Source organism: Pseudomonas oryzicola (assembly GCF_014269185.2).
GTDB lineage: Bacteria > Pseudomonadota > Gammaproteobacteria > Pseudomonadales > Pseudomonadaceae > Aquipseudomonas > Aquipseudomonas oryzicola.
Genome location: NZ_JABWRZ020000001.1, coordinates 225,992 through 245,439 on the forward strand (window position 1 = coordinate 225,992; position 19,448 = coordinate 245,439).

Here is a 19,448-nt window from a genome sequence, read left to right on the forward strand (position 1 = left end):
TTGGCGTCCATGTAGTATAACTACAAGAAAGCTACAACCCGGCCAGCCGATCATAACCGAGTCCAGCCTGTGAATCTGTTGCAACATATCGCCCAATCGCGCCACCTGCTGCGCAAATCGGAACTCAAGGTAGCCGACCACGTGCTACTCGACCCGGCTGCCGTCATGCATAGCTCCATGGCCGACTTGGCGCATAGCGTAGGTATCAGTGAACCGACCATCGTGCGCTTCTGCCGCGCCATCGGTTGTTCGGGGTTCCAGGACCTGAAGCTGAAACTGGCACAGAGCCTGGCCGCCGGGGCCAGTTTCGGCCAGTTCGCCATCCATGAAGACGACTCGGTTGCCGACTACAGCCTGAAGATCTTCGACACGACCCTGCACACCCTGATGGAAGTGCGTGAGCACCTCGATCCCCAGGCGCTACAACAGGCGGTAACCGCCATGGCCCAGGCGCAGCGTGTGGAGTTCTACGGCTTTGGCGCCTCCGGTGCGGTGGCGGCCGATGCCCAGCACAAGTTCTTCCGTTTGTTGCTCAGCGCGGCAGCCTACTCCGACCCGCACATGCAGGCGATGTCGGCGGTAACCCTCAAACCGGGTGATGTGGCAGTGTGCATCTCCCAGTCGGGCCGCTCCAAGGACCTGCTGATTACCGCAAACCTGGTGCGTGAGAGCGGCGCCAACCTGATTACCCTGTGCCCCAGCCAGACGCCGCTGGCCGAACTGTCGACGGTCAACCTGGCAATTGACGTGCATGAAGACACCGAAATCTATACGCCGCTGACCTCGCGTATCGCCCACCTTGTAGTGATCGACGTGTTGGCCATGGGCGTGGCCATGGCGCGCGGGCCGAGCCTGGTCAACCATCTCAAGAGCGTGAAGCGCAGCTTGCGCAGCTTGCGTCTGTCGCCAAAGTCGATCAAGGCTACAGATGACTGATCGCTGCAGTCCGTACTGGCATCTTCGCGGGTAAACCTGCAAGAAGGCGGTACAGGCAAGGCAGATTTCATTGTTTTGTCACCATTCCACCGCCAAACCGTAAACTGCCAAGGCCAGTCTGAAGCTCCCGCATCCTATTTGGGAGACAGGCAATGGCTCGTGATTACGACGGTACTTACCAACCCAGCGCCAAGGCTCGCAAGCAGCAGGAAAAGGATCAGCGCCGCATGGAATACCGCCGCGCGATCGAGAGCTATTGCGACCAACGCCAATTGCTGCGCGACCTGGTGGACTACCCCGAGTTGCAGGACCTCACGGTCTGGCAGGCGTCTGTGGCAGTTTCCCCGAAAAACGCTCAACCAAGCCGCTGATCAGCGCACGTTCGCTACGGATGAACGCCAGGAAGGCCAAAGCAACCGGCGACTGCCGTTTGGCCTTGGACTGCACCACGCACCAGCTACGGTACAGCGGTAGTTCCTCCACTGGCAGTTCTCTGAGCACACCGGTGGCCAGCTCGAGGTTGACTGCATGGCGAGTCAGCAGGGCGACACCAAGGCCGGCGATCACGCATTCGCGCTGGGCGTCGGCCGAGGCCACTTCGAGGGTCTGGGTGAAGTGCACGCGCTTGTCCTTGAAATACTCCTCGCAAGCCTTTCGGGTACCTGAGCCTTGCTCGCGGACTAGCAGGGTATGAGGCTCCAGGTCCTGCAGGCGCAGTTGTTGCAGTTTGCACAGTGGATGCTCGGGCGGCGCCACCGCGATGATCGGGTTGTTGAGGAATGGCAGAAACTCCAGGCCCATGTCCTGCGGCACCATGGACATGATGATCAGGTCGTCGCGGTTGTCGGAAAGACGGCGAATGGCCTGGGCGCGGTTGACCACGGTCAGGGTCAGGTTGACCTCCGGGTGGCGCTGCTTGAAGGCAGCGAACAGGTGTGGCACGAAGTACTTGGCGCTGGATTCGATCGCCAGCTTCAGTTGCCCCTGGAGTGAGCCCTGCATGTCCGACAGCTGCATGTCCAGGCTCTCCAGGCGGCCGAAGATGTCGCGGCTGGCGCGTTGCAGGGCTTCGGCGGCTTCGGTCAGGTAGAGCTTCTTGCCTACATACTCGAACAGCGGCTGACCGATCAGCTCTTCCAGTTGACGGATTTGTAGACTAACGGCGGGTTGTGTCAGCGCCATCTCGTCCGCAGCGCGGCTGTATGAGCGCAAATCGCACACCTCGTTGAAGATCTGCAGCTGACGCAATGTCATACGCATCAATGACTTACGCATTTTAGCCCGCCCTTCGGCAATACCTTGTTACGGCACCATAAGCTTTTACTAATACAGCGTCTAACAAATATTGATTTTTGTTTATCGAACTACAGCGCTAGGGTGAATGTGCGACTGGCCAGCGACGTCTGGTCACGCGCCGACCGGTAGAACCGGCTCGACTGTTCCTACGGCTTTGGGAAGACTCCAGTGATAAAAAAAATCCTGATCGCCAACCGAGGTGAAATCGCAGTTCGGATCGTGCGCGCTTGCGCCGAGATGGGCATTCGCTCGGTGGCGATCTATTCCGACGCCGATCGGCATGCGTTGCACGTCAAGCGCGCCGACGAAGCCCACAGCATCGGTGCAGAGCCGCTGGCCGGTTATCTGAACCCGCGCAAGCTGGTCAACCTGGCTGTGGAAACCGGCTGTGACGCCTTGCACCCGGGCTATGGTTTCCTCTCGGAAAACGCTGAGCTGGCGGAGATCTGCGCCGAACGCGGAATCAAGTTCATCGGTCCGGCCGCCGATGTCATTCGCCGCATGGGCGACAAGACCGAAGCACGCCGTACCATGATCGCTGCCGGCGTGCCGGTGACTCCTGGCACTGAGGGTAACGTTGCCGATATCCACGAAGCGCTTAGCGAAGGTGACCGCATCGGTTACCCGGTCATGCTCAAGGCCACCTCTGGTGGCGGCGGTCGGGGTATTCGCCGTTGCAACAGCCGCGAAGAACTGGAACAGAACTTCCCTCGGGTCATCTCCGAGGCCACCAAGGCCTTCGGCTCGGCCGAAGTATTCCTGGAAAAATGCATCGTCAACCCCAAGCATATCGAGGCGCAGATCCTCGGTGACAGCTTCGGCAACGTGGTGCACCTGTTCGAGCGCGACTGCTCGATCCAGCGCCGCAACCAGAAACTCATCGAAATCGCCCCAAGCCCGCAGCTTACCCCCGAGCAGCGTGCCTACATCGGTGATCTGGCGGTCCGTGCCGCCAAGGCGGTGAATTACGAGAACGCCGGTACCGTGGAGTTTCTGCTCGCCGATGGCGAGGTGTACTTCATGGAAATGAACACCCGGGTGCAGGTGGAGCACACCATCACCGAGGAAATCACCGGTATCGATATCGTTCGTGAGCAGATCCGCATTGCCTCGGGCCTGCCGCTGTCGGTCAAGCAGGAAGATATCCAGCACCGCGGCTATGCGCTGCAGTTCCGGATCAACGCCGAAGACCCGAAAAACAACTTCCTGCCCAGCTTCGGCAAGATCACCCGCTACTACGCCCCCGGCGGCCCGGGCGTACGTACCGACACGGCGATCTATACCGGCTACACCATTCCACCGTTCTACGACTCCATGTGCCTCAAGCTGGTGGTCTGGGCGTTGACCTGGGAAGAGGCAATGGACCGCGGCCTGCGCGCCCTTGACGACATGCGCGTGCAAGGAGTGAAGACGACTGCCGCGTACTATCAGGAAATCCTGCGCAATCCCGAATTCCGTAGCGGCCAGTTCAATACCAGCTTCGTCGAAAGCCACCCGGAACTGACCAACTACTCGATCAAGCGCAAACCCGAAGAGCTGGCCCTGGCCATCGCCGCTGCCATCGCCGCCCACGCAGGCCTGTGAGGAACCCCATAATGTCCAAGAAAATTCACGTAACCGACACGATCCTGCGCGATGCCCACCAGTCTCTGCTGGCCACTCGTATGCGTACCGATGACATGCTGCCGATCTGTGACAAGCTCGACAAGGTCGGCTACTGGTCGCTGGAAGTCTGGGGTGGCGCCACCTTCGACGCCTGCGTGCGCTTCCTGAAGGAAGACCCGTGGGAGCGCCTGCGCAAGCTGCGCGCAGCGTTGCCCAACACCCGTCTGCAAATGCTGCTGCGCGGCCAGAACCTGCTGGGCTACCGCCACTACAGCGACGACGTGGTCAAGGCCTTCGTCGCCAAGGCCGCAGTCAACGGCATCGACGTGTTCCGCATTTTCGACGCCATGAACGACGTGCGTAACCTGCGCGTGGCCATCGAAGCGGTCAAGGCAGCCGGCAAGCACGCCCAGGGCACCATCGCCTACACCACCAGTCCGGTGCACACCATCGAAGCCTTCGTCAATCAGGCCAAGCAGATGGAAGCCATGGGGTGCGACTCGGTGGCGATCAAGGACATGGCCGGCCTGCTGACCCCTTACGCCACCGGCGAACTGGTCAAGGCGCTGAAGGCCGAGCAGTCACTGCCGGTGTTCATCCACTCCCACGATACCGCCGGCCTGGCCGCGATGTGCCAGCTGAAGGCCGTGGAAAACGGTGCCGACCACATCGATACCGCCATCTCCAGCTTCGCCTGGGGCACCAGCCACCCGGGCACCGAGTCGATGGTTGCCGCGCTCAAGGGCAGCGAGTTCGACACTGGCCTGGACCTGGAACTGCTGCAGGAAATCGGCCTGTACTTCTACGCCGTGCGCAAGAAGTATCACCAGTTCGAGAGCGAATTCACCGCCGTGGACACCCGCGTGCAGGTCAACCAGGTGCCGGGCGGCATGATTTCCAACCTGGCCAACCAGCTCAAGGAGCAGGGCGCGCTCAACCGCATGAATGAAGTGCTGGCAGAGATCCCGCGCGTGCGTGAAGACCTCGGCTTCCCGCCGCTGGTGACCCCGACCTCGCAGATCGTCGGCACCCAGGCGTTCTTCAACGTGCTGGCTGGCGAGCGTTACAAGACCATCACCAACGAGGTGAAGCTGTACCTGCAAGGTGGCTACGGCAAGGCCCCGGGTGTGGTCAACGAGCAACTGCGTCGCCAGGCGATCGGCAGCGAAGAGGTTATCGACGTACGCCCGGCCGACTTGCTGAAGCCGGAAATGGCCAAGCTGCGTGCCGATATCGGTGCCCTGGCGCGTTGTGAAGAAGATGTGCTCACTTTTGCCATGTTCCCCGACATTGGCCGCAAGTTCCTCGAAGAGCGCGAAGCTGGCACCCTCACTCCTGAAGTCCTGCTGCCAATTCCTGAGGCGGGCGCAGTAGCGTCTCATAGTGGCGAAGGTGTGCCGACCGAGTTCGTCATCGACGTGCACGGCGAAACCTACCGTGTCGACATCACTGGCGTGGGGGTGAAGGCCGAAGGCAAGCGCCACTTCTACCTGTCGATCGACGGTATGCCGGAAGAGGTGGTGTTCGAGCCGCTCAACGAATTTGTCGGCGGAGGCAGCAGCAAGCGCAAGCAGGCCAGCGCCCCGGGCCACGTCAGCACCACCATGCCCGGCAACATCGTTGATGTGCTGGTCAAGGAAGGCGACATGGTGAAGGTCGGCCAGGCCGTGCTGATCACCGAAGCCATGAAGATGGAAACCGAAGTGCAGGCGGCAATCGCCGGCAAGGTCGTGGCCATTCACGTCGCCAAGGGCGACCGAGTGACGCCGGGCGAGATCCTGATCGAGATCGAAGGCTGAGGTAAGCCTTCATCTGCATGTGGTTAACCTCTGGGGAGCGGATGCTCCCCTTTTTTTCGTGTGAGGCCGACTGGCCTACGTGGTGGCGAGATCAGTCGCGGCGACATGCCTCAAGGGTTTGTACCTGGCCGGTCGGCTGTTGGTTTTCTTCGCTCAACCAGCGCTCGAATCCGACAGCCACTGCCGGCCACTCGTCATCGGTTATCGAATACCAGGCGGTGTCGCGATTGTGGCCCTTCACCACCAGGTGCTTGCGGAATACCCCTTCATAGACAAAACCAAACCGCTCCGCCGCGCGCTTGGAGCGGGCGTTGGCATTGTTGCACTTCCATTCCAGGCGGCGATTGCCCAGTTCGAAGGCCAGCTTGCCCAGCAGGTACACCGCCTCGGTGCCCTTGGGCGTGCGCTGCATGGCGGCACCGAAGGCGACGTGGCCGATTTCGATGCGGCCGTGTTGGGGCACGATCGACATCAGGCTGAGGATGCCTTGGGCCTGGCCGCCAAGGCGGTCGATGACTGTGTAGCACAGTGGGTCGCAGCCGGCGGCATGGCCTTCCAGCCAATGATCAAAAGCCGCACGCTCGGCAAACGGGCCGTAGGGCAGGTAGTCCCACAGCGCGGGGTCGGCAGCCGGGCCTTGCAGCGCTTCCCAGAGTTCGTCGCCATGGCGCGCCGGGTCGAGCTTTTCCAGGCGGATGAAGCGACCATGGATGGGGTCGCCCTTGGGTGTGGTGGCAGGTTTCCAATTCAATGTGTCAGTCATGTGTGGCCTACAAGCCTTTGCGGTACTGGATGAAGCCGGATCGCTCGGCAATTTGCTGGTACAGATTGATGGCGGTGGCGTTGGTCTCGTGGGTCAGCCAGTGCACCTTGATGCAATTGTCGGCCTTGGCGGCAGTGTATACGTGCTCGATCAGCTGGCGGCCGATACCCAGGCCGCGTTGCTTGCTGTCCACATACAGGTCTTGCAGGTAGCAGGCGTTCTCGATGCTCCAGTTGGAGCGATGGTAGATGTAATTGACCATGCCCACCGCCTTGCCATCGGCCCAGGCCAGCGCCGAATAAGTCGGTTCGTTCGGGTTGAGCAGGCGTTGCCAGGTACTGAGGCTGACTTCATCGGCCAGTTCCGTTTCATAGAAGTGCAAGTAGGCCTGCCACAAGGCAAGCCAGGCAGCGTGGTCATTGGCAGTGACAGGGCGCAGGGTAACACTGGTGGGCATGGGCGACTCCTTCAGAGTTGGCGCATGTGCGCCGCGAGTTGGTTATCCAGATAATCAGGGCTGGCGCCAAGGCCCTCACGTACTCCGGCAATGTCTTGCGCCGAACGGTTCTGGCTGAGCTTGCACGCGCCTTGCAGGCGAGCAATGGGCAAGCGGATGCCGACTATGGCATGGAGCATTCTGTCGAGATAGTCGGCTGGGGCGTCAGTGACTTTCCACGGCTTTTTGCGGCCTTGTTCGTGGCGTTCGGTCAGGCGACTGACGATAGCCAGCAGTGTCGGGCCATCGTGGAGCACTTCGGCCGTGCCATAGGCATGCACGGCCAGGTAGTTCCAGGTTGGTACCACCTTTGGGTTCTCAGTCTTGCTCGGGTAATAGCCGGGGCTGACATAGGCATCGGCGCCGGGAAACACCAGCAGGGCCTCGGTACCTTGCGCCAGGGCCTGCCACTGGTGGTTGGCCCGGGCCAGATGGGCATAGACAGTGCCGAACTCGCCTTCGCTGGTATCGATCAACACCGGCAGGTGGGTGGCCAGCAGGCCTTGTTCGCTGTGGCTGAGCAGAATGGCCAGGCGGGTGCCGTGCATGTGCTGGTGCAGGCGATCAAGGTCGTGTTCCTGGTGGGGTTTGCTGTTGTACATGCCCGGTTTCCTTGTGCAATGGCACCATCCTAGGCAGGCTATTGGTTCTAGGTAAGAGCCATTGATAGCTGTTCTGATAGGTCCAATGCCATGAGCGAGCTAGTGTTGCCCTTCGACCCCGCCGGTATCGTACTGGATCGCCGCCGCGGGCTCAGTCAGCAGCTGTACCAGGCGCTACGTGCGCGGGTGCTGGACGGGCGCCTGAGTAGCGGCATGCGGCTGCCAGCTACCCGCGACCTGGCTGCCGTGCTGGCGCTGTCACGCAATAGCGTGGTGCGTGCTTATGACCAGCTGTATGCCGAGGGTTTCATCGAAAGCCGTGTAGGCGACGGCACCTATGTCAGCCAGCTGCCGAAACTATCCACACAACTGTCCACAGGGTTATCCAGCTGGTTATCAACAGGTTTATCCACATTTATCGAAAAAGATACTGGCGTTTTATCCAGCTTGCCGCGCCTTAGCGAACCTTTAAGGCGCCTTGAGAGTAACCATCTGCCGCCGCCAAGAAGTGGTGCTCCGTGCGCGTTTCGGCTTGGTATTCCGGCATTCGATTTGTTCCCGTTCGATGTCTGGGCCAAGCTGCAAGCGGGTTTTTGGCGCAACCCGGCACCTGCGCAGTTGGGTTATGGCGACCCGGCAGGCGAGCCACATTTGCGTGAGCTGGTCGCCGCCTACTTGCGCAGCTCGCGTGGGCTGAGCTGTACAGCTGCGCAAATTGTGATCACCAGTGGTGCGCAGCAGGCCATCAGCCTTTGTGCACAGCTGCTATTGCAGCCAGGAGACGGCGTGGCTGTGGAAAACCCGGGTTATCGGGCGGCCGGGCATGCCTTTGCGCTGGTCGGTGGCAGGCTGCATGGCGTGCCGGTGGATGAGGATGGCTTGGACTGTAGCCGGCTCGGGCAACTGACAGATTGCCGGCTCGCCTACGTCACGCCGGCCCACCAGTACCCGACCGGGGTGACCATGAGCCTGGCGCGGCGCCTGGAACTGCTAGCCTGGGCCGAGCAAAGCGGTGGCTGGATCATCGAAGACGACTATGACGGCGAATATCGCTACAGCGGCGCGCCTTTGGCGCCGCTGGCATCGCTCGACCGGAACGGGCGGGTGCTGTACGTCGGTACATTCGGCAAGATCGCCTTCCCGGCATTGCGCCTTGGCTACCTGGTGCTGCCGCCGTCGCTGGCGCAGGCGTTCAGCCAAGGCAGGGCGCTGGCGATGCGGCACTCGGAGGTCAGTAGCCAGTGGGTAATGGCCGAATTCATGGCGCGAGGGCACTTCCAGCGGCATATCCGGCGTATGCGCAAGGCAGCCTTGAGCCGACGCAACGTGCTCAAGGCCGGTTGGCCTGTGGACATACCGGGGTTGGGCCGCATGCCGGAAGTGGCTGCCGGGCTGCACGTTAAAGTGGATGTGGATAACTTTGCCCTGGAACAAGAGTTGGTAGCCAGGGGTGAGGGTGTGGGGGTTGAGGTGACCCCGCTGAGTAATTTCTGGCTTGCGGACAGCGCAGTGCCTGTGGATAAGCAGGCAGGGCTGGTGCTCGGGTTTGCAGCGGTGCCGGAGGGGGAGATTGCCGAGGCTTTGCTGAAATTGCGCAAGGCCTGGCGGCCTATTCGCGGGTAAACCCGCTCCAGCAGGTAGGCGCTGGCCTCAGCTGCGGCGCAGAACCTGTGGGAGCGGGTTTATTCGCGGAGCAAGTGACTCAGGTACCGGACTTGATCCGCGTCCAGGCCCGGGTGCGTGCCCGTTCGGCATCCCGCGCCAAAGGCTTGAGGGTATACAGTTTGGTCATCGCCTCTGCCGTCGGGTACAGGTTGGGGTTGTTGCGAATCGCCGGGTTCACTTTGTCGGTGGCATCCTTGTTGGGGTTCGGGTACCCGACAAAATCACTGATCGGCGCAATTACCTCGGGCCGCAGCAGGTAGTTGATGAATGCATGAGCATCTTCCGGGTTGGCTGCGTTCTTTGGAATTGCCAGCATATCGAACCAGATCGGCGCACCTTCCTTGGGCAGGCGCATATCCACCACCACGCCATTTTTCGCATCGCGGGCGCGGTTGGCGGCCTGGGAGAAGCTGCCGCTGTAGCCGACTGCCACGCAGATATCACCATTGGCTATGTCCGCCATGTATTTCGAGGAGTGGAAGTAGGTGATGTATGGACGGATTTTCAGCATCAATGCTTCGGCCTGCTTGTAGTCGGCCGGCTTGTCGCTGTTCGGCGGCAGGCCAAGATGCTGCAAGGCTAGCGGCAGGATCTCCGACGGCGAGTCGAGCAGCGCCACGCCACACTGCTTGAGCTTGGCGATGTTCTCTTCCTTGAAGATCAGGTCCCAGCTGTCCACTGGCGCGTCGTCGCCGAGCGCAGCCTTGACCTTGGCCGGGTTGAAGCCGATCAGCACGGTGCCGTACATGTAGGGTACGGCAAACTTGTTGCCCGGGTCGTTGGCTTCGATCAGCTTCATCAGGGACGGGTCCAGGTGTTGCCAGTTCGGTAGCTTGCTACGGTCCAATGGCTGGAACACCCCGGCTTCAATCTGCTTGGCGAGGAAGACGTTGGATGGCACCACCACGTCATACCCGGAGTTACCGGTCAGTAGCTTGGCCTCCAGCGCCTCGTTGGTGTCGAAGATGTCGTAGATCAGCTTCACACCGCTGTCCTTCTGAAACTCGGTGAGGGTTTGCGGGGTGATGTAGTCGAACCAGTTGTATACCCGCAGGGTGCGCTGTTCGGCCTGGGCCTGCAGGGCGCCGGTAAACAGGGTGGCGGTGATGAGCGGGGCGAGCAGATGCTTGAGTCGGACCATTACCGGGCTCCTGGTTGGCTGCGCTGGAAGCCTTCCAGCACATTGACTGCGTTGATACCGATTTCTTCCACAGCGTAACCACCCTCCATCACGAACAGGGTCGGCTTGCCGAGCTGCGCGATGCGCTTGCCCATCTCCAGGTAGTCTGGGCTGTCCAGCTTGAACTGCGAGATCGGGTCGTCCTTGAAGGTGTCCACGCCCAGCGAGATCACCAGTACGTCGGCGTCATAGGCAGCGATGCGCTGGCAGGCGTCCTCCAGAGCGGCGCTCCAGGCGGCCCAGTCGCTGCCGGCGGGCAGTGGATAATTGATGTTGCAGCCTTCTCCGGCACCCTCGCCGGTCTCGTCGGCATAGCCGAGGAAGAACGGGAATTCGTCCTGCGGGTCACCATGAATCGAAGCGAACAACACATCCTCGCGGCTGTAGAAAATGTCCTGGGTGCCATTGCCATGGTGGTAGTCGACGTCAAGGATGGCGACTTTGCGCCGGCCTTGGTCGAGGAACGCCTGGGCGGCGATGGCGGCGTTGTTCAGGTAGCAATAGCCGCCCATGACTTCGCCGGCGGCGTGGTGTCCTGGCGGGCGGCACAGGGCGAAGGCTGAATGAGCGCCCTGCTGGATTGCGGCCTGGGCGGTCAGGGCCACCTGGGCGGCGCTGTAGGCAGCCTGCCAGGTACCGGCGGTGATTGGTGCTCCGGCATCGAAGCTGTAATAACCCAACTCACCGTGCAGGCCGGTGGGCTTTTTCTGGCGCAGGGTGCGTGCGGGCCAGGTGAACGGCAGCAGGTCGCCTTCCTGGCCCAGTGCGGCCCAGCGCGCCCAGGCGCCTTGGAAGAAGTCCAGGTAAGCGGCGCTGTGGATGCGCAGGAGTGGCGCGCGGCCGAAATCGGTGGGGCCCTGGATGTCGCCGAGGTTGCGCTTTTTTACTTGTTCGAGCACATGGTCGGCGCGCGAAGGCATTTCGAAGCAGGGCATCAGCTTGCCGTCTATCAGCTCGCAGCGGCCATGGTGCAGGCGGTGGTCATCGGAATAGATCGTCAGCATTGTTGTTCTCCCTTGGACACTGGCGTGGGCCCATTTTCAGGCGGACGCCAGTAGGGGAGAACGACGCAAACGGCCAAAAGGGGATCGATGTGGCCAAGCTCGTTGGCCGGCACCGGTCAACCGCGAAAATGGCTGGGTGCCACGCCACTCCAGCGTTGGAAGGCATGCCGGAAGCTGGCGGTTTCGCTGAATCCCAGCGCCTCGGCAATCCGGTAGATCGGCATCTGCTCGTCAGCCAGCAGCTGCTTGGCCCGCTCGAACCTCAGCTCATCCAGCAGTTGCTGATAACTGCTGCCCAAGGCCTGCAAATGCCGGCGCAGGGTACGCGATGAACAGTTCATCTGCCGCGCCAGGCCTTCCAGCCCGGGCGCCGCATCCAGTTGCTGGGCCAGCAGTTGGCGGATCCGCCCCAGCCAGGCCTGGCGGCCAGTGAATTCCAGGTTCAGGCGCCGGCAGCGTTCGCTCATGGCCTTGTGGGTAATCGGATCGGCCAATGGCAGCGGCATATCCAGCCAGCGGCGTTCGAAAGCAAAGGCATTGTCCTCGGCGTCGAAACCGACCGGGCACTGGAATGCATCGGCGTAGAGCGCGTGATAGCTGGGCCGAGCGTGTTCGAAGCGGGCGCCCAGCAACGGCAGCGGGCGACCGAGCAGGTCGTCGCAGATGACTTTCAGCGAAACCAGGCAGAACTCGGCATTGAAGGCGGTCAGGGCAGGGCTGTCATGGCAATCGCTGGCGCTGAACCAGACCCGTTGACCGTCGTCGAGCAAGCGCAGCTTGAAGACTGTTCCCAGCAGTGCCGGATACTGCAACGCCAGGTGCAAGGCGTCACCCAAAGTGGCACTGGAGAGCAGGGCGTAACCGAGCATGCCGTAGCACGACACATGCATGCGCCGGCCCAGTTCCAGGCCGATGTCCTCGCGCCGGGCAACGGCGTTGGCGCATACCTGCAGTTCCTGCTGGGTGGTGATACGTGCATCGGCATGCCCCAGGTCTGCCGGGCCGATGCCGCTGCCGGCCAGCAGCGCCGACGCCTCGCAACCGTCAGCCTGGAAGACGTTGAGGATCAGCGAAACCGCGTTGAGAGTAGTCAGGTGGCTGTGCAGCATGCTGGGAGTCCCGTTGGGCTGGGACGCTTTATGGAGCAAGTTGTGTGCCGTTATCCGTGGCTACGACGCGATCTGCAAATGCGCAGGCAAAAAAAAGGCCCGAAGCATAGGCTCGGGCCTTGTAAAGGTTGAGAGGTGTCTAGTCCCTCGACCTGGTGAGACTGTTTACAGCGGCCTGGTTATGCCTTCAGCGGAACCAGACGAGGAGCGATCATGTTCTCGGGGCGCAGGATGTCGTCGAGCATCGCGTCGTCCAGCAGCTTCTCTTCACGCACCAGTTCCAGCACACCGCGGCCAGTTTCCAGGGCAACGCGGGCGATACGGGTGGCGTTTTCGTAGCCGATGTACGGGTTCAGAGCGGTGACCAGGCCGATCGAGTGTTCGACCAGTTCACGGCAGCGCTGTTCGTTGGCAGTAATGCCGACGATGCAGTGTTCGCGCAGCATGTCCATGGCGCGCTGGAGCAGGCGGATCGAATCGAAGATCTTGTAGGCGATCAGCGGTTCCATCACGTTCAGCTGCAGCTGGCCACCTTCAGCGGCGACGGTCAGTGCCAGGTCGTTGCCCATGATGGCGAAGGCCACCTGGTTGACTGCTTCCGGAATAACCGGGTTGACCTTGCCTGGCATGATCGAGCTGCCTGGCTGACGCGCCGGCAGGTTGATCTCGTTGATGCCGGTGCGCGGGCCGCTGGACAGCAGGCGCAGGTCGTTGCAGATCTTCGACAGCTTGACGGCGGTACGCTTGAGCATGCCGGAGAACAGCACGAAGGCGCCCATGTCGGAGGTGGCTTCGATCAGGTCGGCAGCCGGTACCAGCGGTTGGCCGCTGATGGCGGCCAGGCGCTGTACGGCCAGGGCCTGGTAGCCTGGGTCGGCGTTGATGCCGGTGCCGATGGCGGTACCGCCCAGGTTGATTTCGGTCAGCAGTTCCGGAGCCAGCGAACGCAGGCGCTGCAGGTCTTCGGTCATGGTGGTGGCGAAGGCGCGGAATTCCTGGCCCAGAGTCATCGGCACCGCGTCCTGCAGCTGGGTACGGCCCATCTTCAGTACGTGGTCGAACTCTTTGCCTTTGGCAGCGAAAGCCTGGATCAGGCTGTCGAGGCTGGCCAGCAGGGCGTCATGACCCAGCAGCAGGCCCAGACGGATGGCCGTCGGGTAGGCGTCGTTGGTCGACTGCGCCATGTTCACGTCGTTGTTCGGGTGCAGGTACTGGTATTCACCCTTCTGGTGGCCCATGGCCTCCAGCGCGACGTTGGCAATGACTTCGTTCGCGTTCATGTTGGTGGAAGTACCGGCACCACCCTGGATCATGTCGACCACGAACTGGTCGTGGTAGTCGCCTTTGATCAGGCGGGCGCAGGCTGCGGTGATGGCAGCGTGCTTGGCATCGCTCAGGTGACCCAGCTCACGGTTGGCGTCGGCAGCGGCCTGCTTGACCATGGCCAGGGCCACGACCAGCTTCGGGTAGTGCGACAGCGGAACACCGGAGAGGTGGAAGTTGTTGGCAGCGCGCAGGGTCTGGATGCCGTAGTAGGCATCGGCAGGGACTTCAAGGGTACCAAGCAGATCTTTTTCGACGCGGAACGATGCAGCGGAGGACATGATGGATATCATCTCGATTTTGACCCGGCACATGCCGGAATGGCGCCAATCCTAGGCCTGAAGGCGATTTTGCGGCAAATGCTGTTGCACGCTAACCTATGCACAAACGGCATAGTGTTTCATGTGACGCCAATTGACATTCGAGCGTGTTCCATTTTGGTGCATGCCAGGAGATGTGCTTCGTGAACCTTGAAAGCAAATGGCTGGAAGACTTCAGCGCGCTGGCGGCTACCCGTAGTTTTTCCCAGGCGGCAGAGCGACGTTTCGTGACCCAACCCGCATTCAGCCGGCGCATCCGCAGCCTGGAAGCGGCGTTGGGCCTGCAACTGGTGAACCGTTCCCGCACGCCGATAGAATTGACCGAGGCTGGCCAACTATTTCTGGTCACGGCACGTACCGTTGTCGACCAGTTGAGCGAAATTCTTCGCCACTTGCATCATCTTGAGGGTGGGCAAGGCGAAGTGGTGCAGGTAGCTGCGGCTCACTCCCTGGCCTCGGGCTTTTTCCCCCGTTGGGTGGCCCAGTTGCGCAACGACGGCCTGAACATTGCCACCCGTTTGGTTGCGACCAACGTCGGAGATGCCGTGCATGCATTGCGCGAAGGTGGCTGCGACCTGATGCTGGCCTTTTATGACCCGGACGCCGCATTGCAGATGGACGCCGAAATCTTCCCATCGCTGCACATGGGCACTACCGAAATGCTGCCGGTGTGCGCCGTAGATGCCGACGGGAAGCCGTTGTTCGACCTTGAGGGCGAGGGCAGCGTGCCCCTGCTGGCCTATACCGCCGGTGCATTCCTCGGTCGCTCGGTCAACTTGCTGCTGCGCCAGCGTAACCTGCGCTATACCACGGTCTATGAAACCGCCATGGCCGACAGTCTCAAGAGCATGGCGCTGGAGGGCATGGGCATCGCCTGGGTGCCGCGCCTGTCGATGCGTGGCGAGCTCGAACGGGGTGAGCTGGCAATCTGTGGCGGCAGCCAATGGCACGTGCCGCTGGAGATCCGCCTGTATCGCTGCGCCCTGGTACGCAAGGCCAACGTAAGGCTGCTGTGGCGCAAGTTGGAGGGGGCAGCCATGGTTGACTCGAAAGTCAGCCAAGGCCCCGAAAAATAAGGGCGACAGTTGGTCGCCGGGGTGCCTTAAACGCGCCACCTTACGGTATACTGCGCGGCCTTTCGACCGGATGCGTCCGGTCCTGATCAGCAAACAAGCCACGCCGGCCGTCCCGCGTGGCTTGTTGTTTTTTGACGCGCCCAAGGGCGCACAAGCGAAGAGGCTCGACGATGAGTGCACTGGTTGGCGTGATCATGGGCTCCAAGTCCGATTGGTCCACCCTTAGCCACACCGCCGATATGCTGGAAAAACTCGGCATTCCCTACGAAGTGAAGGTGGTTTCCGCCCACCGCACCCCGGACTTGCTGTTCCAGTACGCCGAAGAGGCTGAAGGGCGGGGCATCGAGGTGATCATCGCCGGTGCCGGTGGCGCAGCCCACTTGCCTGGCATGTGCGCGGCCAAGACCCACCTGCCGGTGCTGGGCGTACCGGTGCAATCGTCGATGTTGTCGGGTGTCGATTCCCTGCTGTCGATCGTGCAGATGCCTGCCGGCGTACCGGTTGCCACCCTGGCCATCGGCCGTGCCGGTGCGGTCAATGCTGCACTGCTGTCGGCCAGCATCCTCGGTGCCAAATACCCGCAGTACCACACGGCGCTCAAGCAGTTCCGCACGGAGCAGACCGAGACCGTGCTGGACAACCCAGACCCGCGCCAGGCTTGAGGCTCTACCCATGAAGATCGGTGTAATCGGTGGCGGCCAGCTGGGCCGCATGCTGGCCCTGGCGGGTACCCCGCTGGGCATGAACTTCGCCTTCCTCGATCCGGCACCAGATGCCTGTGCCGCGCCACTGGGCGAGCACCTGCGCGCCGACTACGGTGACCAGGACCACCTGCGCCAACTGGCCGACGAAGTCGACCTGGTCACCTTCGAGTTCGAAAGCGTCCCGGCCGAGACCGTGGCCTTCCTTTCGCAGTTCGTGCCGGTATACCCCAGCGCCGAAGCGCTGCGCATCGCCCGCGACCGCCTGTTCGAGAAAAGCATGTTCCGCGACCTGGGTATCCCCACCCCGGCATTCGCCGACATCCTCTCGCAGGCAGACCTGGACGCCGCAGTGGCCAGCATCGGCCTGCCGGCCGTGCTGAAAACCCGCACCCTGGGTTACGACGGCAAGGGCCAGAAGGTACTGCGCACGGCTGAGGACGTGGTCGGTACCTTCGCCGAGCTGGGCAGTGTGCCGTGCCTGCTGGAAGGCTTCGTCCCGTTCACCGGCGAAGTGTCGCTGGTGGCCGTACGTGCCCGCGATGGCGAAACCCGCTTCTACCCGCTGGTGCACAACACCCATGAAAGCGGCATCCTGCGCCTGTCGGTCGCCAGTCAGGCGCACCCGCTGCAGGCCCTGGCCGAAGACTACGTGGGCCGCGTGCTCAAGCAACTGGACTATGTCGGTGTGCTGGCCTTCGAGTTCTTCGAAGTCGACGGTGGCCTGAAGGCCAACGAGATCGCCCCGCGCGTGCACAACTCCGGGCACTGGACCATCGAAGGCGCCGAGTGCAGCCAGTTCGAGAACCACCTGCGTGCCGTCGCCGGCCTGCCACTGGGTTCGACTGCCAAGGTGGGCGAGAGCGCGATGCTCAACTTCATCGGTGAAGTGCCGGCCGTGGACAAGGTGGTCGCCATCGGTGATTGCCACCTGCATCACTATGGCAAGGCGTTCAAGGCCGGGCGCAAGGTCGGCCACGCCACCCTGCGTTGCCACGACATGGCGACCCTGGAGCGCAAGATTGCCGAAGTAGAAGGCCTGATCGGCAACTGATCGAACTTCTACCCACGGCATGCCCTCTGAAATGGCAACAAGCCAAAGCGCTGTCTAGGCTTTGGCTTGTTCCATTCTTCATTGCAGAGGGATCGCCATGGGCATCATTGGAACCATCTTCATCGGCCTCATCGTCGGCCTGCTGGCTCGCTTCATCAAGCCGGGCGACGACAGCATGGGCTGGATCATGACCATCCTGCTAGGTATTGCCGGCTCCCTGCTGGCCACCTATGGCGGCCAGGCGTTGGGCATTTACCAGGCCGGGCAGGCTGCAGGCTTCCTTGGCGCCCTGGTGGGTGCGGTCGTACTACTGGTGATCTACGGATTCATCAAGAAGCGTTGAATACTGGGTAGAATGCCCGGCAATTCTTCCGAGTTGCCGAGCATTTTCATGCGTGCCCTTTTCCTTGCCCCCTTGCTGTTGGTCAGTGCCCTGGCCCATGCCGAACTGCCAGAAACCGACTGGCTTGAGCTGATGCCCAAGTCAGACCAGAAGGCGCTCGAGCAGATGCCCGAAATCGACCACAATTCACCGGAAGCCATGGGTACCTTTACCGCCAAGGGCGGCCTGAAGCAGAGCAAGGGCCTGCCGGCGGTGATGTATTCGACCAAGACCGTGGCGGCCATGAATGGCAAGGACATCCGCCTGGGCGGCTACCCGGTGCCGCTGGAAAGCGACGCCAAGGGCAACAGTACGCTGTTCTTCCTGGTGCCATACCCGGGCGCGTGCATCCATGTGCCGCCGCCACCGCCGAACCAGCTGGTGCTGGTGCGCTACCCGAAAGGCCTGAAAATCGATGACATCTACACACCGCTGTGGGTCAGCGGCACGCTGAAGGTGGAGAAGGTCAGCAATGACCTGGCCGATGCAGCCTATGCGCTGGATGCCGGGAAGGTGAGGGTGGTGGAGGACGCAGACCTCTGATTGCCTGCACCGGCCCTTTCGCGGGTAAACCCGCGAAGGGGCCCGAACAGGCACTGCAAGATTCAGATCACTTCACAGCCAATCCTGACCCCCAGCGAACTGCTGGCTCCAGGCTGCAACTCCACCAGGTCATCCCACACATTCGCCGTTTCGATGCACAGCATCCGCTGCCACCCGTCATCGGCCATGTCCGGCAACTCCCGCGCCCGTTCGGTCCAGGGGTTCCAGATCACCGCCGAGCGCGACCCGCTGCTGGTCAAGGTAATACGCCGGTTCCAATGCGGGTCGACAATGCTCAGTTTTGGCGGGGTCGCGAGGTAGATCCGGTCGGTCTCCCCGGCGAAGGCCAGCGCATCTTGCTGCTGACGCTGTTCCCAGTCAGCCAGGGTCTCGATATAGCCCAGCCCCTCGACCCCCTCGACCCGCGCCTGGCGCACGTCACTGACCGCAAAGTAACTATGCAGGGCCTGGCTGATGGTAACGGGGGTATTGCCCATGTTGCGGCTGGTGAGGTTCAGCTGCAAGTCCTCGCCCAGCTCCACCACCAGCTTCAGCTCGACGTCGTGGGGCCAGCCGGGCAGGTCACCCTGCGCTTCCGGCAGTTCGAATTCGATGCGCAGGACGTCGCCCGCTTCCTCGATGCCCAGCAACTGCCAGTCGCGTGCGCGCACCAGGCCGTGGGCAGGCGCCTGTTCACCACGGTACATGGCCTGCACGGCCTGGGGGTTGCGCTGCAGGTTGCCGAACCACGGCCAGCACACCGGCACCCCGGCGCGTACCGACTTGCCCTGGCGGAAGATGGCCTGGTCGCTCAGCCACAGCAGCGGCGGCTCGCCAACCCGCTGGTAGCTGAGGATCTGCGCGCCCTGCTGGGCGATCAGTAGTTCGGCGTGGTTGCTGCTGATACGCCAGCAGTTGAGTTCGCCATGTTGCTCGCTTACGACCTGGAAGGTAGCCATTGCATTCATCTCATTGATTGCCAGTGGGCCTTGGACCCGGGCACATGCAATGAGTTTACCGCCGGCGTGGCTCAGCGACGAGGTACGGAGCGGGTGCGGCCACTACCGTCGATGGCGACGAAGACGAAGACCGCTTCGGTGACCTTGCGCCATTCGCTGGACAGCGGGTCGTCGCTCCATACTTCGACCATCATCTGGATCGAGCTGCGGCCGATTTCCAGGGTCTGGGTATAGAAAGACAACTGTGCGCCAACGGCCACTGGCACCAGGAAAGCCATGCGGTCGATGGCCACGGTGGCCACACGGCCTCCGGCGACACGACTGGCCATGGCGGTCCCGGCCAGGTCCATCTGGGCGACCAACCAGCCGCCAAAGATATCGCCAAACCCGTTGGTCTCGCGCGGGAGTGCGGTGATCTGCAAGGCCAGGTCGCCCTGCGGGATAGGATCTTCTTGTTCGAGCTCAATCATGCGATGGGGCCTCTGACCCGTGACGCTTTTCGTTGGTGTGGCGCAAGGGCCGGGTAAACGATTCAGCTTGAAACATACTACGCCGATTTCGTTTCACTGGGCGGCCGTAGGGAAACTCTGCGAAACCGCCTGACAATAATGACCGGCGTTTTCGCACAACATCCC

General features: G+C 61.9%; 20 protein-coding genes. 10 read left to right on the forward strand and 10 right to left on the reverse strand.

Going from position 1 to position 19,448, the window contains the following annotated elements:
• Window positions 1–69: 69 nt before the first annotated feature.
• Both hexR and HU760_RS01085 read left to right on the forward strand, forming a co-directional pair.
• A complete protein-coding gene (hexR, locus tag HU760_RS01080) occupies window positions 70–936 on the forward strand; it encodes a transcriptional regulator HexR (RefSeq protein ID WP_011536461.1) in 867 nt (288 codons plus the stop codon).
• A gap of 152 nt (window positions 937–1,088) precedes the next feature.
• Entirely contained in the window at window positions 1,089–1,307 is a 219-nt protein-coding gene (locus tag HU760_RS01085) for a PA3496 family putative envelope integrity protein (protein ID WP_186671775.1), read from the forward strand.
• Here the strand turns inward: HU760_RS01085 and HU760_RS01090 are convergent.
• The gene (locus HU760_RS01090) at window positions 1,249–2,211 is read right to left on the reverse strand and encodes a LysR family transcriptional regulator (RefSeq protein ID WP_186671777.1); all 963 of its coding nucleotides are present in this window, start codon (window positions 2,209–2,211) and stop codon (window positions 1,249–1,251) included. The two genes, HU760_RS01085 and HU760_RS01090, sit on opposite strands and share 59 nt — an antisense overlap.
• Window positions 2,212–2,400: 189 nt before the next feature.
• On the opposite strand from HU760_RS01090, the gene HU760_RS01095 reads away from it, so the two are divergent.
• Both HU760_RS01095 and oadA read left to right on the forward strand, forming a co-directional pair.
• Entirely contained in the window at window positions 2,401–3,816 is a 1,416-nt protein-coding gene (locus HU760_RS01095) for an acetyl-CoA carboxylase biotin carboxylase subunit (protein ID WP_016712746.1), read from the forward strand.
• Window positions 3,817–3,827: 11 nt separating this feature from the next.
• A complete protein-coding gene (gene oadA, locus HU760_RS01100; protein WP_186671779.1) occupies window positions 3,828–5,636 on the forward strand; it encodes a sodium-extruding oxaloacetate decarboxylase subunit alpha in 1,809 nt (602 codons plus the stop codon).
• Between the two features lie 91 nt (window positions 5,637–5,727).
• On the opposite strand, the gene HU760_RS01105 is transcribed toward oadA, so the two are convergent.
• Genes HU760_RS01105 through HU760_RS01115 form a run of 3 tightly spaced genes read right to left on the reverse strand, consistent with a single transcriptional unit; the run spans window position 5,728 to window position 7,497 of the window.
• Complete coding sequence (locus HU760_RS01105; protein WP_186671781.1) at window positions 5,728–6,399, reverse strand: GNAT family N-acetyltransferase; 672 nt, start codon at window positions 6,397–6,399, stop codon at window positions 5,728–5,730.
• A 7-nt stretch (window positions 6,400–6,406) separates the two neighbouring features.
• Window positions 6,407–6,856 (reverse strand): GNAT family N-acetyltransferase, encoded by a 450-nt coding sequence (locus tag HU760_RS01110; RefSeq protein WP_186671784.1) that lies wholly within the window; start codon window positions 6,854–6,856, stop codon window positions 6,407–6,409.
• Between the two features lie 11 nt (window positions 6,857–6,867).
• The gene (locus HU760_RS01115; RefSeq protein ID WP_186671786.1) at window positions 6,868–7,497 is read right to left on the reverse strand and encodes an FMN-binding negative transcriptional regulator; all 630 of its coding nucleotides are present in this window, start codon (window positions 7,495–7,497) and stop codon (window positions 6,868–6,870) included.
• Window positions 7,498–7,587: 90 nt separating this feature from the next.
• Between HU760_RS01115 and pdxR the strand changes: the two genes are divergently transcribed.
• A complete protein-coding gene (pdxR, locus tag HU760_RS01120) occupies window positions 7,588–9,120 on the forward strand; it encodes a MocR-like pyridoxine biosynthesis transcription factor PdxR (RefSeq protein WP_186671788.1) in 1,533 nt (510 codons plus the stop codon).
• Between the two features lie 79 nt (window positions 9,121–9,199).
• On the opposite strand, the gene HU760_RS01125 is transcribed toward pdxR, so the two are convergent.
• The 4 genes from HU760_RS01125 to aspA form a co-directional block, all read right to left on the reverse strand.
• Window positions 9,200–10,303, reverse strand: coding sequence for a polyamine ABC transporter substrate-binding protein (locus HU760_RS01125; RefSeq protein ID WP_186671790.1), 1,104 nt, complete (start codon window positions 10,301–10,303; stop codon window positions 9,200–9,202).
• A complete protein-coding gene (locus HU760_RS01130; protein ID WP_186671792.1) occupies window positions 10,303–11,346 on the reverse strand; it encodes a histone deacetylase family protein in 1,044 nt (347 codons plus the stop codon). Before HU760_RS01130 ends, HU760_RS01125 begins: the two co-directional genes overlap by 1 nt.
• Window positions 11,347–11,462: 116 nt before the next feature.
• Window positions 11,463–12,455: an AraC family transcriptional regulator gene (locus HU760_RS01135; RefSeq protein WP_186671794.1), complete on the reverse strand. Its 993-nt coding sequence runs from the start codon at window positions 12,453–12,455 to the stop codon at window positions 11,463–11,465.
• 179 nt (window positions 12,456–12,634) lie between these two features.
• Window positions 12,635–14,059 (reverse strand): aspartate ammonia-lyase, encoded by a 1,425-nt coding sequence (gene aspA, locus HU760_RS01140; RefSeq protein WP_003260072.1) that lies wholly within the window; start codon window positions 14,057–14,059, stop codon window positions 12,635–12,637.
• 182 nt (window positions 14,060–14,241) lie between these two features.
• Between aspA and HU760_RS01145 the strand changes: the two genes are divergently transcribed.
• The 5 genes from HU760_RS01145 (at window position 14,242) to HU760_RS01165 (ending at window position 17,854) form a co-directional block, all read left to right on the forward strand.
• Window positions 14,242–15,174, forward strand: a complete 933-nt coding sequence (locus HU760_RS01145; protein ID WP_186671796.1) for a LysR substrate-binding domain-containing protein — start codon at window positions 14,242–14,244, stop codon at window positions 15,172–15,174.
• 170 nt (window positions 15,175–15,344) lie between these two features.
• Window positions 15,345–15,836: a 5-(carboxyamino)imidazole ribonucleotide mutase gene (purE, locus tag HU760_RS01150; protein WP_170033866.1), complete on the forward strand. Its 492-nt coding sequence runs from the start codon at window positions 15,345–15,347 to the stop codon at window positions 15,834–15,836.
• Between the two features lie 10 nt (window positions 15,837–15,846).
• Window positions 15,847–16,929, forward strand: a complete 1,083-nt coding sequence (locus HU760_RS01155) for a 5-(carboxyamino)imidazole ribonucleotide synthase (RefSeq protein ID WP_186671799.1) — start codon at window positions 15,847–15,849, stop codon at window positions 16,927–16,929.
• A gap of 97 nt (window positions 16,930–17,026) precedes the next feature.
• Window positions 17,027–17,272: a GlsB/YeaQ/YmgE family stress response membrane protein gene (locus tag HU760_RS01160; protein WP_003253308.1), complete on the forward strand. Its 246-nt coding sequence runs from the start codon at window positions 17,027–17,029 to the stop codon at window positions 17,270–17,272.
• A gap of 12 nt (window positions 17,273–17,284) precedes the next feature.
• Window positions 17,285–17,854 (forward strand): DUF3299 domain-containing protein, encoded by a 570-nt coding sequence (locus HU760_RS01165; protein ID WP_186671801.1) that lies wholly within the window; start codon window positions 17,285–17,287, stop codon window positions 17,852–17,854.
• 62 nt (window positions 17,855–17,916) lie between these two features.
• Here the strand turns inward: HU760_RS01165 and HU760_RS01170 are convergent, their stop codons facing one another.
• Both HU760_RS01170 and HU760_RS01175 read right to left on the reverse strand, forming a co-directional pair.
• Window positions 17,917–18,813 carry a D-hexose-6-phosphate mutarotase gene (locus tag HU760_RS01170; RefSeq protein WP_186671804.1) on the reverse strand — a complete coding sequence of 299 codons (897 nt, stop codon included), beginning with the start codon at window positions 18,811–18,813 and terminating at the stop codon, window positions 17,917–17,919.
• Between the two features lie 71 nt (window positions 18,814–18,884).
• A complete protein-coding gene (locus tag HU760_RS01175; protein ID WP_003253317.1) occupies window positions 18,885–19,283 on the reverse strand; it encodes an acyl-CoA thioesterase in 399 nt (132 codons plus the stop codon).
• Window positions 19,284–19,448 lie beyond the last annotated feature (165 nt).